Annotated in this window: 12 protein-coding genes; 6 read left to right on the top strand and 6 right to left on the bottom strand. The window is 40.1% G+C overall.

From position 1 onward, the window contains the following. Positions 1 to 14 precede the first annotated feature (14 nt). Both ESV85_RS17230 and ESV85_RS17235 read right to left on the bottom strand, forming a co-directional pair. Positions 15 to 929, bottom strand: a complete 915-nt coding sequence (locus ESV85_RS17230; protein ID WP_146919790.1) for an endonuclease/exonuclease/phosphatase family protein — start codon at positions 927 to 929, stop codon at positions 15 to 17. Positions 930 to 1,024: 95 nt separating this feature from the next. After that, the gene (locus tag ESV85_RS17235; protein ID WP_146919792.1) at positions 1,025 to 1,438 is read right to left on the bottom strand and encodes an OsmC family protein; all 414 of its coding nucleotides are present in this window, start codon (positions 1,436 to 1,438) and stop codon (positions 1,025 to 1,027) included. 326 nt (positions 1,439 to 1,764) lie between these two features. On the opposite strand from ESV85_RS17235, the gene ESV85_RS17240 reads away from it, so the two are divergent. The 3 genes from ESV85_RS17240 to ESV85_RS17250 all read left to right on the top strand — a co-directional run bounded on the left by ESV85_RS17240 (position 1,765) and on the right by ESV85_RS17250 (position 5,968). Next, positions 1,765 to 2,469, top strand: coding sequence for a head GIN domain-containing protein (locus ESV85_RS17240; RefSeq protein ID WP_146919794.1), 705 nt, complete (start codon positions 1,765 to 1,767; stop codon positions 2,467 to 2,469). Positions 2,470 to 2,586: 117 nt separating this feature from the next. Then, positions 2,587 to 5,013, top strand: coding sequence for an ABC transporter permease (locus tag ESV85_RS17245; RefSeq protein ID WP_146919796.1), 2,427 nt, complete (start codon positions 2,587 to 2,589; stop codon positions 5,011 to 5,013). A gap of 259 nt (positions 5,014 to 5,272) precedes the next feature. Next, positions 5,273 to 5,968 carry a head GIN domain-containing protein gene (locus ESV85_RS17250; RefSeq protein WP_146919797.1) on the top strand — a complete coding sequence of 232 codons (696 nt, stop codon included), beginning with the start codon at positions 5,273 to 5,275 and terminating at the stop codon, positions 5,966 to 5,968. A 118-nt stretch (positions 5,969 to 6,086) separates the two neighbouring features. Here the strand turns inward: ESV85_RS17250 and ESV85_RS17255 are convergent, their stop codons facing one another. After that, on the bottom strand, positions 6,087 to 7,073 hold the full coding sequence (locus ESV85_RS17255; protein WP_146919799.1) for a bestrophin family protein: 987 nt from the start codon (positions 7,071 to 7,073) through the stop codon (positions 6,087 to 6,089). A gap of 417 nt (positions 7,074 to 7,490) precedes the next feature. Between ESV85_RS17255 and ESV85_RS17260 the strand changes: the two genes are divergently transcribed. Continuing rightward, entirely contained in the window at positions 7,491 to 8,417 is a 927-nt protein-coding gene (locus ESV85_RS17260) for a DUF4097 family beta strand repeat-containing protein (protein ID WP_146919801.1), read from the top strand. A gap of 291 nt (positions 8,418 to 8,708) precedes the next feature. Further along, a complete protein-coding gene (locus tag ESV85_RS17265) occupies positions 8,709 to 11,135 on the top strand; it encodes an ABC transporter permease (RefSeq protein WP_146919803.1) in 2,427 nt (808 codons plus the stop codon). A 169-nt stretch (positions 11,136 to 11,304) separates the two neighbouring features. Here ESV85_RS17265 and ESV85_RS17270 read toward each other — a convergent pair whose 3' ends face one another. Together ESV85_RS17270 and ESV85_RS17275 are read right to left on the bottom strand one after the other, a co-directional pair. Next, entirely contained in the window at positions 11,305 to 11,805 is a 501-nt protein-coding gene (locus ESV85_RS17270; protein WP_146919805.1) for a GreA/GreB family elongation factor, read from the bottom strand. A 313-nt stretch (positions 11,806 to 12,118) separates the two neighbouring features. Next, positions 12,119 to 12,859: a DUF4197 domain-containing protein gene (locus ESV85_RS17275; protein ID WP_146919807.1), complete on the bottom strand. Its 741-nt coding sequence runs from the start codon at positions 12,857 to 12,859 to the stop codon at positions 12,119 to 12,121. 521 nt (positions 12,860 to 13,380) lie between these two features. On the opposite strand from ESV85_RS17275, the gene ESV85_RS17280 reads away from it, so the two are divergent. Then, positions 13,381 to 14,595, top strand: coding sequence for an arginine deiminase family protein (locus ESV85_RS17280; protein WP_146919809.1), 1,215 nt, complete (start codon positions 13,381 to 13,383; stop codon positions 14,593 to 14,595). Between the two features lie 10 nt (positions 14,596 to 14,605). Here the strand turns inward: ESV85_RS17280 and ESV85_RS17285 are convergent, their stop codons facing one another. After that, positions 14,606 to 17,299, bottom strand: a complete 2,694-nt coding sequence (locus ESV85_RS17285) for a putative LPS assembly protein LptD (protein ID WP_146919852.1) — start codon at positions 17,297 to 17,299, stop codon at positions 14,606 to 14,608. Positions 17,300 to 17,338: the final 39 nt, after the last annotated feature.

The following is a 17,338-nucleotide window of genomic DNA, read 5'->3' on the forward strand; positions in this document are numbered from 1 at the left end:
AATTTCTATTCTGTTTATTTTATTTCAAACACAGTTACTACAAATCCATGATCCGAAGGATAGTTGAACTCTTTGTTATTTATAGAAAATGGTTCATTTAGAAAAGCCTTATAAGAATCGGATTTTATTGCTTCTATTGAATTCCCTTTGTAAAAAATATAATCGATCCGATGCGAATCATTAATTCCTTTAGTATCCCAGGTTATGCCCGGATACGAAATAGGATCAGGATTTATTTTCCTGAAGGAATCTATCAATCCTAGATCTTCCAATACTTTGGTAGAATACCAAGGTACCACCAAGCCATTATGCAGATGTTTTGTTTGTTCTCCCCAATCTTTATGTGATGGTGTATTCATGTCACCTCCAAAAATCATGGGAATAGAATCTGTTTCATCGCTGAATTTCTCTAAGTAGGGAAGTACTTTTTGAATCATCTCATATTTCTGCCCTGTACGTTCCCATGCCAACAATTCTTCACTTGATTTTCCCATTTTCTCAGGTTCATCATCCCATGGTAAATAGTGAAACCAGTTAGAGAAAAACCGGATTTTTTTATTGTGAATTAGAATCTCTATCCCACCTAAATAGAAGGGGTATTCTGTATCTATTCTATCTCCAAAGGGATATTTTGAAAATATTGATAAGTTGACATTCTTGTCATCTAGGGCAGTGCCTTCTGGGGCAATGAGATGAAAATTATAGCCTAAAGATTGAGCAATCGACAAACCTGATCCATAAGTTTCTACCATCAAAATGACATCAGGATCGATTTCTTTGATGATTTTTATCGCGTTTTCCTTTCCGTTATCAATGTCATTAGCTCCATGCAGAATGTTCCAAGCCATTACTGTGAAACTCCTGTCTTGGGCGTGGGTTTCTGTGCCCACTAGCATTAAAAAGCAGAAAAGTAGTTTGCGCAAACACATTATTAGAATAGGGTTTTTATTGGAAGATAGGGTAGACCTTCAATGTACTTTGCTCTTTTGGCAATTCTAAAAAGAACAATGATTTTTAATGAATTCTACCTTAAATCGCCATCCATCTTCTTGATCTCACCTCGGATAGAACAGGAAGACTTAACAGTATTCACGATTGTCCCAAAGTTTTCAATGTTCTTTTGAAGTAGTTTGATGTTCAGTGAGGGATCTTGACTATAAACGAGTAATTCATAGCTAATCTCATCCATACGTGGAGGTTTCTCCAGGCGGGTTGCAGTGACTGTTACTTCTGCATGTGAGTATTCAAAGTTCATCAAAGATGAAAAACGCTCCACATTTTTCAGAATACAAGCCGATATTGAGCCTAAAAATAATTCAGCCGGGTTGGGTAGCAAATCAGCTGAAGCTGGAGTAATCCCAAACTCAATATGCGAATCTTTGATCTTAATGGAAGCCTTATCTTTGGATGAGGAATTTGCTTTGCTAGAATATTTCATTGGTCGGTGGTCTTTTCGTTTTATGGATAGCTAACTTATTTCATGCTCCGCACTTGGTGAAGCTATTCATTCTTTTTAACAAAAATGATAGTACCTCAACCTTCTTAGCTGCTTTTGCATCTCATCAAAGTTCAACTTTAAGCTTCAGTTTATTTCACTGTTGATTTTTTAGAAATATTGGGTATTCCTAAAAAGATAATGTTCGCTCCCGCACAAAAAAGGCTCTGCTCGGACAGACTAACTGTGTGAAATACTGTTAAATCGAGCGTGAAGGCATTTTTTGGCATTGGCACAATCTCTGAAAAGTATTAGGGAAATAGAACTATATGCAATTCACTATGAACTTCTCTAAAATATCTGCTTTTGTCCTTTTACTTTTTCTGATGGGGACCACAGTACAAGCTCAAACAGAAATACGGACGCCTGGCAAATTCACTGGGATCAATTCCGAAGGTTCTTGGGATGTGATCATCACTCTTGGAGAAAAGGATGAAGTCAAACTGGTGTCCAAAGGATTTGATTTGGACGAGGTAATCACCGAAATCGAAAATGGAAGTCTTACAATCGAATTGGATGATTCCGATGATGATGATCATGCAAATTTCACTGCTTATGTTACCGTCAGAAATCTGGAAAGTTTGGGTTTAAGCGGTTCGGGAAATATGATTATTAGATCTGATATCTCTGCCCGGGAATTTAGCATAGGACAGGCTGGTTCGGGAACTATTGAAATGGCGATGCTAACTACTGGTGATTTGAATGTGGGAATGGCTGGCTCAGGTAATGTATTGATATCGTGCGGTACTGCTTCTGATGTCAATATTGGACAAGTAGGATCAGGAGATTTTAAAGCCTCAGCGTTGAAGGGCAAAGATGTGAAAGTCGGCAAAACAGGTTCTGGAGATACTTATATAGGGGTAGAAGGCGAACTTACCGTTGGTTCACTTGGCTCAGGAAGTGTTTATTACAATGGAGATCCTACCGATATTAATAAAGGGAGTTTAGGGTCTGGAAAAGTAGTGAGGAAGTAGTTTTAAAGACAGAAGACAGAGGATGGTAGACTGGAGAATTGCACTTCGCTCTTCCAGCTTTTAAAACTTAGTAACTCTATCCAACTAATTATAATCTTTCAATTTTGTAATCCAATCATGCTCAAAAACTACCTAAAAATCCTGATTCGAAATACTCGAAAAAACCCGCTTTACATGTTTATCAACGTGTTTGGGTTAGCGGTTGGAATGGCAGTGAGCATTTTGATTTTCTTGTTTGTACAGCATGAGCTCAGCTATGATAAGTACCATGCAAATGCTGATCGGATTTACAGAGTCTCCAGGGCTTGGTTCAATCCAGATGGACAAATCAGTTTGCATCTTGGGCATACAGCTCCGCCTTTTGGACCATTGATCAAGTCTGATTTTGGAGATGATGTGGAGACCGTAGGCAGATTTTTTCACTTCGATCCCTTGATCAAATACGAGGATAAGGCATTCGAAGAGGAAAATTTCTTCTTCGCAGACCCTGAGGTCTTTGATATTTTTTCCTTTAAGATGCTAGAAGGTGAGTCCAAAGATGCACTTGCTAATTCAGATGGTATGATCATCACTGAGACTATGTCCAAAAAATACTTCGGAGAAGATAATCCCATCGGAAAAGAATTGGAATTGAACCTTGCTGGGCAGGAGGCTACTTTTCAGGTTCGCGGACTGATGGAAGATATGCCGGATAATTCCCATTTTCATGCGGACTTTTTAGCTTCCATGGCTCCGGTAGTTGCTTTCTACGGTGGTCAAGATGCATTTATGAGCAATTACGGAGGGAATAATTTCTCCACCTATGCACTGCTCAATGAAGGAGTGGATTACAAGTCATTAGAAGCAAAACTTCCAGGATTGATCGATAAATACATGGGAGAAACTCAGTCAGGAGTTCCGATGTCGAAGGGTACCAAGCTTTTTCTTTGGCCTATGACTGATGTGCATTTATATTCAAATCTAGATTCTGAGATGGAGCCTAACGGCAATATTGACTACGTCTATATTTACCTAGCAGTAGCACTATTTATCTTGTTGATCGCCTGCATCAACTTTATGAACCTGTCCACGGCTCGATCTTCTATGCGATCTATGGAGGTAGGCTTGCGCAAAGTGATGGGTGCAGACAAGGGCCGTCTGATTAGACAATTCATGGGAGAGTCGTTTATGATGACCATTATTTCCATGGTTTTCGCACTGGTGTTGGTTTATCTGTTTTTGCCCACCTTTTCCAATTTTACAGATAAAGAACTTAGTCTAAATTTCCTTAACAACCCTGAATACATCGTGGGTTTGACAGGCTTGGTGGTTTTGGTGGGTTTGGTTTCAGGGAGCTATCCTGCTTTGTTTCTTTCTGGTTTTTCTCCTGCCAAAGTGCTCAAAGGAGCTTTCAAAGCAGGCAAAGGTCATGAGCAATTCCGCTCAGTATTGGTGGTGGGTCAATTCGCTATTTCGGTAGTGCTCATCGTCGCGGTGCTGGTGGTTGTTCGCCAGTTGGATTTCATGCAAAGCAAAGATTTGGGTTTTGAGAAAGAGGATATCGTCGTGCTACCTTCCAGCCCTGCTATTCAGGAAAATTACCTGATTTTGAAGGACAGACTCGAAAGACACCAAGGAATCAAATCAGTCAGTATTTCTAGTAGAGTTCCCTCTGGCAGACTCTTGGATTCCCAAGGAAGTACCGCTGAGATTGATGGGGAAATGACACAGCTCAATGTGCGGATTGCAGATATAGAGGTAGGTCATAATTTCTTGAAAACTTATGGGATTCCTATGGTGACGGGAAGAGATTTTGATTTTAACCTTGCAAGTGACTCTACAGAAGCTTTTATACTAAATGAAGCTGCTATCCAAGAAATAGGATGGGCAAGCTCTGAAGAGGCTATTGGTAAAAAATTCTACTATGGAGGAAGGCGAGGCTTCGTGACTGGGGTCATGAAAAACTTCCACTTCGAGTCTTTGCATCAGCCGATCGTGCCTATAGTATTTATGATTCCTGAGGATATATATAATCGTATTAGCTTAAAAGTAGATGCTGAAAATAAGGAGCAAACATTGTCCTATTTGAAGGAAGAATGGGCCGCACTTCGGCCTGATTTCCCATTCGAGCCATTATTTGTGGATGAGGGGTTCAATAGACAATATGAAGCAGAAGAGCGGGTGAAAACCATTTTCACTTTCTTCTCTGGCTTAGCCGTGGTCATTTCTATTCTAGGATTATTTGGTCTGACTACTTTCGCTACACAGCAGAGAACCCGAGAAATAGGCATCAGAAAAGTGATGGGAGCAGAGACCTCTAATATTCTAGTGCTACTGGGTAAAGACTTTCTGAAGCTAGTAATGATAGGATTTCTTATTGCCATTCCTGTTTCTTGGTTTGGAATGTCTAACTGGTTGAATGATTTCGCTTATAAAATCGGTATCAGCTGGACCGTTTTCCTATGGGCTGGATTGATAGCTGGTGCAATCGCCGCCATCACAGTTATGTCTCAGTCATTGAAGGCCGCATGGGAGGATCCTGTGAAGAGTATTAAAAGTGAGTGATTAAGAAGTAGCAAGTAGTTAGTATCAAGACTTGAGATTTTAGAATCAAGAAGAGACTAGATGCAAGTATTTGAAAAGCGGAATTTATATTCACGTGCAACCTTGTGTAGAATAATTGCATCTAATAAAAGAGACCTGATTCTATAGCACTTTTAGAACTTTTCCACTTTGCAACCTTTCAATTTTCCAGTTACTAAATTTTCCAATCCGCCACGGCGGACAAGTCTTTAAAATTTTCAAATCTTTCAATATTTTCAAAATGAAAACCTATTCAAAAATTTTAGCATTTGCATTCACTGTATTGGTGATGGCATCTTGCGCACAAGCTCAATCTACAGAAACCAGAACTCCTGGGCATTTCACCAAAGTACATTCTGGCGGTAGCTGGGAGGTAATCATGACGGAGGGAAACAAGGAAGAAATAAGAATAGAAGCCAGGGGAGTGGATCTGGATAAAGTCAAAACTGAAATCGACGGAGATGTATTGAGTGTCGGTTTGGTAAAAGGAAGTTATAACAATGTGAAATTGAAATTCTACATCACGTATAAGGAACTTGAAGGTGTGAAATGTTCTGGCTCAGGTACAATAGAAGTAACTTCTCCAGTGAGATCTGATGAATTCTCTGCTGGTATTTCGGGTTCTGGTGACATCATCATGGACAAGCTTGAAGCTAAGGAATTGTCAGTTTCTATTTCAGGCTCTGCAGACCTTAAGATCAAGGGTGGATCAGTGGAAGAAGCTGAGATCAAACAATCAGGTTCAGGTGATTTCCATGGAGAAAATCTAGCAATCGGAGAATTGAATGTAAGCAAGTCTGGTTCTGGAGATACGCATGTAGGTGACTTAGGTAAAGTGTCTGTGAGTGCTTCCGGCTCAGGAGATGTGACTTATTTAGGTTCGCCGAGATTAGGAGAAGTAAGAACTTCAGGCTCTAGTAGCTTAAGAAAAAGATAAGAAGGTGAATGTTCACTTTACAATCCCTCAAGCGAAAGTTTGAGGGATTTTTTGTGTGAATTGTATCTCAATTAATCTCACATTTTATAATTTTTTACCCTTCTACTTTCAAACTCGATTACATCAAAAATCCATTTTCAACTGCGTATGGTTCTGGTATATTTTCCTCCTCCAGCATTTCGAGTAGGTCAATTTCCACAGCCCGAGCAATGGATGAGATAGGCACATCGTTGTAACCTCCTTCAAATGGATTTTCGGAGTAATCTCCAATTCTATCCACTACAAAGAATGTCCAGATAATAATAGCAGAAAACGGTATGGTTAGCCAATAGTGCAATGCCCTAGACTCCGCAAAAATGTCCAGCAAACCGAAGGGAATCAATCCACAAAATATGTAAGTGATCCATAATCCTGTGGAGGCATATTGCCTAGGAAATGGAAAGTTTTTGATTCGCTCGCTCATTCCTTGGTTGGTATATAGATTCCCAATCAACTCGTGAAGCCAAACTTGCTTATGATCGCTGATAAACTTCTGTTCGTTCAAAAGACCAATTTCCTTACTTTGATTTTTGAGTATCTGAGAGGGAATATTGGACTTGGTCTTCAAATTCGAAATTTCTTCTTCAGATAAGTATTTATTGATTTCCATATAAACACCATCATTGTATTCTTTGATGAAACCAGGAATGAAATTCAGCTTATTTACTGGTAGATTATGTTCCCAAGACTTTTCTTTTCTCATCGCATGCTTGAGTGCTAGGACCCAAGCCAGATGTCTGTGGATTAGTTGTCGTTTGCTTTCAAAAGGTAGGTTGGAACTTGGTAGGCTAAGAATTCCAGTTGCAAATGTCCTACTGTCATTGACTATAGCTCCCCATATTTTTCGCGCTTCCCAAGTTCGGTCATAAGAACTGTTGTTTTTGAATCCAAGGAAAAAGGCAACGGCAATACCTATTACTGATATTGGTTGCCATGGAAGTGAAAATGGAATATTGGTGATCTCATATAGAAGTATGATGACAAATGAATATAGTAAACCATAGATCAATGAAAACTTAGACCAGCGCACGGTCATCCAAAAACTGTAATATCTCTTTACGTACATAAAAATTTGTTTGCGATTAAGATATTAAAATATCCAATAGATGACAATAGAATTTAAACCTAATAAGGCTAAAAGCTTCTCACTATAAGCATCTTACTATCATAAACATCTTGATAAAATATGCATAAAGCCTATTACGATAGACTACTTGGAAGCTTGGCTTCTATAAGTTTATAGTGATTAGTATCGCCCGAAAGCGGATAAAATTGTCCGAGGTTAAGATGCCTTTTATTTTAAAAGCCCCTTTTAATGCGTCTGAGACTTGTTTTTAGTGGCACAATAGTGGAATTACTAATAGAGAGCTAAAGTAGATCTGCTGCATGCATGTCTACAGAATAATATGTGGTCCAAGTCGGAGACTTGAACCAAAAATGAAACAAGACTTGAACCAGACATATAATCCAACTTTTCTAATCCATGAAAAAGCTAAACTATTTCCCCGCCTTACTAGTCCTGACTCTAATTTCTTTTTGCGTCAGCGCTTCAGAATTCCAAGCTGATCCTTATCTGACCAAAGAGTTTACACTGAATGGTTCTGGTAACCTCAGAGTAGAAACTTCTGGATCATCCGTAGCCGTAACTGGAGGCAATGGAAATGAGGTGATCGTAGCTGTGTATGTGAAATACGACGGAAAAGAAATCGAAACGGAAGATGCAGTGGTGGAAAGAGAATTGGAGAATTATACCCTTGACATCAGTCAAAGTGGAAACACCATCTCTGTGATTGTGAAAAAGAAAAATAATATCGGGCGAAGTAAGTTGATCCTTTCATTTAAGGTGCAAGTACCAACTGAAATGTCGTCCAAATTCCAATCCAGTGGAGGTTCGATTTCAGTGGAAGGAATAAACGGAAATCAGGAAATAGCCACAAGCGGAGGAAGTATTCAAGTGTTAAACAGCAGGGGATATGTAAATACCCACAGTTCCGGTGGCTCTTTAAAAGTTGAGAACTTCGAAGGAAACGTAGATGTGCAGAGTAGTGGTGGATCAGTAAAAGTCAATCTGCTAACCGGTGATCTGAAAGTGAATACTTCAGGAGGTAGCGTCAATTTGGAAGAAATCAGTGGAAGCATTTCTGCAAATACCAGCGGAGGATCCATCAGAGCGCAGCTTTCCAATTTGGAAAAAGAACTTAGCATGAAAAGCAGTGGAGGAAGTATAACAGCGGTAGTTCCTGATGGATTGGGATTAAACCTTGACCTGAGTGGAGGAAGAGTGAATTCCAAGCTTTCCAATTTCAGTGGAGAAGTGAAGAAGGATAGAATCTTAGGCAAAATCAACGGAGGCGGGATTCCGGTAACCATGCAAAGTTCCGGCGGCAGCATCAATCTGGAGTTTAATTGAGTAGCTAGTATCAAGACATGAGACTTAAGATTCTAGATGCTAGAATCAAGACACAAGAGCCAAGAAAATATAGCGATAAAAGACTTCGATCCCGATAGCTACCTTAGGTTTGTTTGATGAAAAATTTAGGATTTACAAAAGAGAGATGACGGTGTCAGCCTGAGCGAAGTCGAAGGCTCTTTTAAATTTAGGTAAAATTATTGTCCTCGATCCCAATATCGGGACGCTCAGTCAGACATATAGTTACACTTTACCACCTTTCAACTCTATCAATCTTTCAATCCATAAAAAATGCTCAAAAACTACTTTAAAATCGCCTGGAGAAATCTTCAAAAAAAGAAGGTGTATTCATTTATCAATATTTTAGGATTGGGAGTTGGCATGGCTTGTTGTGTGCTGATTTTCATGTTTGTGCAGGATGAACTTTCCTATGACGACTACCATGAAAAAGGAGATCGGATCTATCGGGTTCTTCATGGTGAATCGGCAGTCGATGGAGTGGAAGAAGGAAATTCCACAGAAGACTTTTGGGTGTGGGGAAATGCACCTGTTGGACCTGCTCTTCAGCTTGATTTTCCTGAGGTCGAAAATGTCGTTCAGTTCTCAGGTAGAGCAGATATTCTTTTCACCGTAAATGATCAAACGCAGCAGGAAGACGGAGTGTTTTTTATGGATTCCACAGTTTTTGATGTGTTCAGTTGGGAGCTATTGCAAGGCGATCCAAAGACTGCTCTAGTCGCGCCTTTCTCTGTGGTCCTGACTGAGTCCACTGCCAAGAAATACTTTGGTGATGAAGCTGCATTGGGAAAAACCATAAAGGGTAGTGAAGCAGCAGGAAGAGCAAATTCTGGAGATTACACGGTTACCGGTGTTATGAAAGATCTACCTTCCAATTCTCATTTTAAGTTCAACACCTTACTTTCTCTCAGTACATTTAAGCAGTCCAGGCCAGAGGTTTTTGATGCTTGGGGCTATGTCGATACCTATACTTATTTCTTAGTAAATGAGCAATTTGATCAGGCGAATTTTGATGCGAAAGTCCCTGATTTTATTGAAAAAAGAGCAGGCGAAGACAACGGACCAAATTATACCATAGCGATAGAGCCATTGAAAGATGTTTATCTCAGAACCGTAGCTCAGCGGCAGCCAGGCGATACGGGTTCGCTGACTAATATTTATGTGTTCTCTATCATAGGATTGTTCATTTTGGCGATAGCCATGATCAATTTTATGAATCTATCCACGGCGAGATCCATGGAGCGGGCAAAGGAAGTAGGGATCAGAAAATCAATCGGTGCAGATCGAAACAGCCTGATATTTCAGTTTTTGGGAGAGTCCTTGATTATTGTGATTCTCGCTGCTATAGTCGCAGTGATTTTCGTATCAGTGGCGCTACCAATGATGAATAATCTTACGGGAAAAGTGCTTGAGGTAAATAGTGTGATCAATTGGCAGACCATTCCAGTGTTTTTTGGGATAGTAGTAGTGATAGCCCTTTTGGCAGGATCCTATCCAGCATTTGTACTGTCGAGTTTCAGACCGGTTTCTATTTTGAGAGGCATCAAAAAATCAGATGCTCGCGGAGTGAATTTGAGAAAAGGGTTGGTTGTCTTTCAGTTTAGTCTTTCTATTGCCTTGATAGCAGGTACAATCATCGTGTATTCTCAGATGAGCCATTTGCTGGATAAGGATATGGGTTTTGACAAGGAGCAAATGCTTGTGATCGACTACAATTACGACGAGCAAGTCAATAATGTGTCATCAGCGTTGGAAAATGAATTGGAGAATATCCCAACTATTCAATCGGTGGCATTTTCAAGGTCTGTGCCTGGTAGCTATTTCCCAAATGCCGGAACAACTATTGAAACCCCTGAAGGAGAGATGGTCATGATGGGTCAGGGTGTTTTTCAGGTTGGTTTGGATTTTATTAATCATTTCGATCTTGAATTAGTCGCAGGGAGATCTTATTCCAGAGATTATCCTTCGGATTCCACGTCGGCTTTGGTACTGAACGAAGCGGCTGCTAGGCAATATGGCTATGCTAATCCTGCGGATATCGTTGGAAAAAAGTTTGACCAGTGGGGAAGATCTGGGGAAGTAATCGGGGTAGTCAAAGACTTTAACTATGTCTCCTTGCACAGCAAAGTGGAACCATTGACCCTTCCGTTTGAAGCGTATGCCAGTAGGTATGTGAGTTTGAAGGTATCGGGAGAGGATATCCCTGCTACGCTGTCAGAAGTCGAAAAAGTGTGGAAGCAACTAGCTCCACATCGTCCGTTTATCTATAGCTTTTTGAATGAAGATTTCAATAAGCAATATGAGTCAGACTTCAGGTTCAGACAGATTTTTACCACCTTCTCTATTTTGGCGATTTTGATTGCCTGCTTGGGATTGTTGGGGCTTGCTACTTACACAGCCGAGCAGAGAACCAAAGAGATAGGCATACGAAAAGTGTTGGGTGCAAATATCGGAAGCATCGTTGGGTTGCTTTCCAAAGACTTCATCAAGTTGGTTTTGGTGGCGATCGCAGTCGCTACTCCTGTGGCTTGGTTTGCGATGAACAAATGGCTGGAAGGATTTGCCTATCAGGTGTCCGTTCATTGGTGGATATTCTTGGTTGCTGGTATACTAGCCGTGATTGTGGCTTTGGTTACGATAAGCTTTCAAGCCATCAAGGCTGCGATGATGAATCCAGTGAATAGTTTGAAAAGTGAGTAGATCGATGCTTCAACTTCGCTCAGCACAAGTTTCGGATTTCATAGAGGAGATTTGGGACTCCCTGTTCTAAAAGCTCCTTTTGATGTGTAATGAGGGCTTAACCTTTGAAGTTTTTTTGAACCTCGAAGGTTTGGTACACTCCCGCCTCAGTTTAAACCGTTGGCTACGCTCAATACTTAATCTTCATGATTTCAAACGTTCTATTTTCCCTAGCCAGCTTTAAAACTGCTTGTTCTCCTACTTTTAGGCCAATCAGAATTTTGGCAATAGGAGAGATAAAGGAGATTTTTCCTTTTGAAATATCGGATTCATCCACTCCCACTATTTGGTAGTTTTGAAGTTTTGTGCTGTTACCGATTTTAAGTGTGACAATAGCTCCAAAGCGGATTTCATCTTTAGGTTGCTTGTCTAACTCCACTACTTTGGCCGTAGCAATTCTATCTTCCAGCAGATGTAGTTTCGAAGAAATATAATTTGATGCTATCCGCTTTTCTTGTTCGGTGGCGGCTTCTATCGAGCTTTTTTCATTGATCAATGCCTGTTTTTCGGCCAACAATTCTTCCATCCCATTTGGAGTGATGTAATTGGTGATACCATTTGGCAAATCCGCTCTAGGTGGCACTAAGGGTGTTTCTTCCTGATCTTCTTCTTTTACAAATCCTCTACTCATGAGTTCGTTGGTTTAGGTATATGCTACCCTAAATAATGAATAGAAAGACAATTAAGTTTCATGATGACTGGATCACATAGTCCTAATAGGCTGTCCATAAATGAAAAGCGAAAGGGGATTTTACGTGGTAATCAAGAATTGTGTATCCAAAAATGTATAGTCTTTAACTACACTTATCCCTACATCATTGAGAAGATATTCAACAGGAGTAGTCAAAAAAATCAGGATTTGAACTCTGGAGTTCTTGATCTACATGAAAAAGAACTCCAGAATTCAGACCTTTCAACCTATGAATAATAGCCTGTTTAGTTTCTTATTTCCCCTGTTTTTCGGCATAGCCAAATACTTTTTGAAGTAATATGGTGCTTCTGGCAGCGGCATTTTCCCGGATTTTCAATTCTTCCTTTGCAATCTCATAAAACAATCCATCGATGGCTTTTTGAGTTACATAACTTGATAAATCTGGATCGATTGGTGTCATCAGTGGGATTTTATTGTATCTCCCGATTACATCACTCCAGTATTTGGTCGCACCAACTTTGGTCAAACTGCTTTCAATGATAGGTTTAAATTTCCCCTCTAAAGAAGTAGTAGTTTTTCCTTCAAAATATTGTGTAGCGGCATTATTTGATCCCAGAAGAATATTCTTTACGTCAGTAATACTCATGTCCTTAATAGCAGCTACAAAAATCGGTTTTGCTTCGATGGCTGCATCTTCAGCTGCCCTATTTAAGCTCGTAATTACCTGATCACAAAGGTCCCCAAGACCAAAGGAGCGTAGCGTGTTTTCTACTTTTTTAGCTTCTTCAGGAAATAATATTTTGACGGCTATATTTCCTAGGTATCCATCTTCTTTCGAAAGGCGATCTGAGGCATAACTTGTCCCATATTCCAGCGCTTGCTTTAACCCTGAATTAATCTCTGATTCAGTTGGAGTCCCAAGATCCAAAGCACTACCCAATTGACTCAGCGTATCGCAACTTCCCAGCAGCATCGCAGTGACCAGTGTGAAAGTGATGGAAATTTTTTTGAATGTGGTATTTTCTAATTTCATAGGATTTGGCTTAGGTGAATTCTGTAACTATTCAACAATGATACCTCAATTGGGAATTTAAGAAAAATAGAGAGAGGAGATTCGCTCGTCACACTTGATTTAGGTTGAAAATTACGACTTGGAACTTGATATTAGCCTACTTGACTTGTTTAGTAGACTCTTTTAACCCCTACCGGATTTTTGATCATGTTTACGCAAATTGGATTGCTATTACTGGATATAATCGGAAGGAATAGCTTGTTCTGAGTGATATTCATGAAATTCAGAACTGTGAAAAGAGTATTTTCTCTTTGGATATAGTATAACCAAATGAAATATGACTGTTTCAATTTGTACTATACCTGAAAAAAAATCTGTTGTAAATGTTAGTGTTAAATTTTTTCAGGATGAACGGCACTACTGATTAAAAATAAATCTCAAAGTGGGGAATAGAATACTATTTGTTGAATTGTTATTAGTTTAGGTAATTCATTGAATTATTGATAATTTATGAATTCAATTACTGTAAAATACGTAATCCTATGAATCTTAGACTTAATTCAGAATTCGGTACGCTCAAAGCAGTTTTGATGCATAGACCCGGAAAGGAAATTGATAGGTTGACTCCCTACAATAAGGAATTTCTGCTTTTTGACGATGTGCCTTACTTGGAAGCACTGCAAAAGGAACATGACTTCTTTTCAAATCTTATCAAAGAATCCACGGGAGCTAAGGTTTATCAGTTACGTGAATTGTTGATTCGTGTCCTTTATGATCAGGAAGTCTTGCTCAAACTTTTGCAGGAATCTTTGAATCGCTCAGGAATGGTGCATTTAGCTGAAGCAATTTTGGTGCGATATTCTACGGCGGAGTGTGCCGGGATTTTGACCGCTGGACTGAAAGTTCACGAACTCAGAAAAAAGCTCCCAAATCTCAATGTCGGTGAATTGATGGAATATGCTTTTGTGATTTCTCCTTGTCCTAACTTGTACTTTCAGCGAGATCCTATGGCACTGACTCCGGGAGGAATCATTTTTTCAAGTATGCGTATGGAAGGCAGACAGCGTGAGGCGGATCTGCTTCGGACTATTTTTGAAAATCATCCGGATTTTAAAGACAATATCAACAAACTATATCCAGTTCTTGGACATGATAATCCTCCGAGCATTGAAGGTGGTGACATCATAGTACTATCACAGAAGGCCGTAGCCATAGGTAATTCGGAGCGAACAGATGAAAAGGCAATCTATCATGCTGCCAAGGCGATGCTAGCCGAAGGAACTGTAGAGCGTGTGTATGAGGTGCATCTACCACAAAAGCGTCAGTTTATGCACTTGGATACGGTGTTCACGATTTTGGATGAAAATCTGGTGCTAACCTATCCTGATGCGATGAATGCAGTGCTTCAGACCTCCCTTTATACATTGAAAGAGATCAAAGATGATAAAGTCCATATCAAGCGGGAAGTGTTGAAGGAGTCATTACTCACCGTTTTAGAACGGGAAATTCCGCATTTAGAGATACTGCACACAGCAGCTGGCAATCCAGATTATGCGATGCGCGAGCAGTGGTTTGATGGGGCAAATGTCTTTGCGATAGGCCCACGCCGGGTGATTTCATACAATCGAAACGTGCACACGAATCGGGCATTGCGACAAATGGGAGTTGAGGTATTAGAGATTCCTTCTTCTGAACTTTCCCGAGGTCTTGGCGGTCCACGATGTATGACCATGCCGATTAGCAGGTCGAGAGTTTAACGATGTCGGATTATCGATCAAAAAATGACCTTCTTCTAGATACTTTCAAATCCTGAAGGATAGTTGATTTCACTCGAATGTCGATATTATAGGAAGTGAATCGACCAAAAGGAATCCAGTTCACATTCATCTGCCAGCAGTGAAGATCTCTTGCAATTCCTACCATGGTTTGGGTAAGCTCTCTAGTCTGCATATCCAAACCAGTGTTGAAGTTGATCTTCCACTTATCAGATAAAGAGAAATCACCATTCATGCTTATGGTTTGAGTGATGTTTTTTCTTCCGGTTGTCACTTGATTGCTATAGGATAGAACATAGCCAAATGAGACGTTCCAAGGAATATCCCAGTCGATGTATTGGCTAGGATCTGTTGCAATTCTATTAATTTCACTTTGCACAAAATCATTCATCACTCCACCTGTCTGCATAAAATTATCCGTGAGTTCATCTCTCACTTCTGCTTGATTTTGGGCAGAATTGGGATTGATAGAAGCATTCATATTCAATGATGCATTTCGGATAGTTCCCAGTCCCTGTCCATTTTTCCATGCAAATTTATTGACGGAGCGAAAGGATTCAGTGCCACTTGTATTGGTATAAGTCGTGGTGGCATAAGGATCTAGCGTAGAGCTCATATTCACAGATAATTTCCTGTTGAAAAAACTTGTCCGTGCACTGATCCTAATAGGAGCAAGATTGAATGAATCTGCGGCAAAGTTATAGCTGGATCCAAAATCTATATTTTCTAATAGGGAGATTTTCTTGGTGGCAGTTCCTTCGATGGAGTCGGTTTTGTCTAGGATTTTTGCTTCCACCACACTACGAATGTTAAAACTCATTGACCTGCTTTCTCCCATTGGAGCACCACCGTAAGCGAATCCAGTATGTCGGGACATTAAACGAGTATCTCCTTTTGCATTTGTCTGCACCTCCTGGTAATATCCAAAAGAAGGATCTGAAAAATCTGGAGTAAAATTAAAACTAACTGAAGGTTGAATATGCTGACGGATCGTTTTTACTTTACCTTTTTTGAAATCAAAGTACCCGTAGATATTGGTGGCAAGACTGAAGGAACTGGAATAGAATGTCACCCGGTTAAAGCCATCTTCCAAGATTTTATCTACACGCCCTTCTTCAGGATTATAGAAGTAATTGATACGTTTGAGATACCAAAGTTCGGTTAAGCTGGTAGAAGCTGTGCCGGTGAAATACTTGAAAAGTGTAAAATTAGAACTCACAGGGATTCTATTTCTAGCGCCATTATTTGCATTCTCCAGCAAGTAGCCAAAGTTAGCTGGTGTGAAATCTACCAGTTCTGGTTCACCAGAATTTTCCACCAAGTCAGGATCTACACCGAAATTCTTCTCGACCTTATTGGTAATCGTGTTTTGCATATCAAAAGTATACGCAATATTTAAGGTTTTCAGAGGCTCGAATTTCACGTTTTTGAATGGGCTTTGCCTATTCATACTGAGGTTCATAGTCGGTAAACTCAGTTGCACTTCACCAGTCTGCACACTTTGGGAATGCCTCATACTCGTTGATAAAGAGAATGGAGTTCCTGTAAAAGTTTTGGTGTAATTGATATTCGAGGACAAATCCGAAGTCACATTATTAATGTAGCTGTTTGGGTTGATGATGTTGTTGAAATAACTGGTAGAACCAGCATTTACCGAAGCAGAAAAATTACTGTTTCCACGGGATACAGGAGTGTGAGACCATTGGATTCGGAATGTATTGTAGTCCACAGGATTCAATTCCGTTTCTGGAGATTTGAATTTTTGGAAGTCAATATTGAAAGATCCTCCAAATCTGTATCGTTTTTTGTATACAGTTTGGGACTTTAAACCCCAACCTCCATTGGAGTAAATGTCTCCAGTCACCCTGCTGTGTACATAGTCATTGATTGCAAAGTAGTATCCCAAATCCCTTAGATATAAACCCCGTTTCTGCTCCTGTCCATAAGAAGGGAAAATAAGTCCTGAGGCCTTCTCCTCAGGCGTATTTGGAATGATACCAAAAGGTAAGCCGAGCGGAGTAGGAATGCCGTTAAAATAGAGATTGAAAGGCCCTGATACTACCTGGCCACCCTCTACAGATTTGATTTTTTTGGAAGAAACGTGGTAGTGAGGTGTGGTGAGTGTACAGGTAGTGTAATACCCATTTGCTAGATAAACACTGCCATTTTCCATTTTCTTAATGGTTTCCCCTCGAAGGATACCATCTTGCTGCTCAGTGACCACATCTTTGATGATGGCTTTTTGAGTTTTGAAATTATAGCGCATTTCCTTCCTGATTTCATAGGAAGCTGATCCGTCTTTGAAAAATGGGTTTCCGGTTACATTTCCCAAACTATCAGTCACACCTGAGGCATACAGTTCAGAGTTTTTCCAATCGATGATGATCAGATCAGCTTCTAGTCTCATCGTTCCGTATTCAAACCATGCTTGTTTGTGGAGGTAGACTTTGTTCTCTGTGAAATCCGAAACGATACTATCTTCTCCGTAATAAGTAATATCTGTAGAGATATCACTCCTGGGCATAATTTTTGTCGAGTCAGTAAGCGCAAGCGTATCAGCAGGACTGGGTACAGTATCCAGAGCTATCAGATCTCCCGAAGGTGGCATTAATGTATCTGGAAGCGTAAGAGGCTTCTCTTGACGCTGTCGAACGGGTTTTTGCGCAGTCGCTATTAGCGGAACGATCAATAGCCCAAAAAAGCAAAATAAAAAGAGCCTGAATCC

The organism is Algoriphagus aquimarinus (genome assembly GCF_007997215.1).
Classification (GTDB): Bacteria; Bacteroidota; Bacteroidia; order Cytophagales; family Cyclobacteriaceae; genus Algoriphagus; species Algoriphagus aquimarinus_A.

Excerpts from the sequence above, each read along its gene's own strand:
- ESV85_RS17280 (WP_146919809.1), top strand. The coding sequence starts at position 13,381 with ATGAATCTTAGACTTAATTCAGAATTCGGTACGCTCAAAGCAGTTTTG.
- ESV85_RS17275 (WP_146919807.1), bottom strand. The coding sequence starts at position 12,859 with ATGAAATTAGAAAATACCACATTCAAAAAAATTTCCATCACTTTCACA.
- ESV85_RS17230 (WP_146919790.1), bottom strand. The coding sequence starts at position 929 with ATGTGTTTGCGCAAACTACTTTTCTGCTTTTTAATGCTAGTGGGCACA.
- ESV85_RS17250 (WP_146919797.1), top strand. The coding sequence starts at position 5,273 with ATGAAAACCTATTCAAAAATTTTAGCATTTGCATTCACTGTATTGGTG.
- ESV85_RS17265 (WP_146919803.1), top strand. The coding sequence starts at position 8,709 with ATGCTCAAAAACTACTTTAAAATCGCCTGGAGAAATCTTCAAAAAAAG.
- ESV85_RS17260 (WP_146919801.1), top strand. The coding sequence starts at position 7,491 with ATGAAAAAGCTAAACTATTTCCCCGCCTTACTAGTCCTGACTCTAATT.
- ESV85_RS17255 (WP_146919799.1), bottom strand. The coding sequence starts at position 7,073 with ATGTACGTAAAGAGATATTACAGTTTTTGGATGACCGTGCGCTGGTCT.
- ESV85_RS17240 (WP_146919794.1), top strand. The coding sequence starts at position 1,765 with ATGCAATTCACTATGAACTTCTCTAAAATATCTGCTTTTGTCCTTTTA.
- ESV85_RS17235 (WP_146919792.1), bottom strand. The coding sequence starts at position 1,438 with ATGAAATATTCTAGCAAAGCAAATTCCTCATCCAAAGATAAGGCTTCC.
- ESV85_RS17270 (WP_146919805.1), bottom strand. The coding sequence starts at position 11,805 with ATGAGTAGAGGATTTGTAAAAGAAGAAGATCAGGAAGAAACACCCTTA.
- ESV85_RS17245 (WP_146919796.1), top strand. The coding sequence starts at position 2,587 with ATGCTCAAAAACTACCTAAAAATCCTGATTCGAAATACTCGAAAAAAC.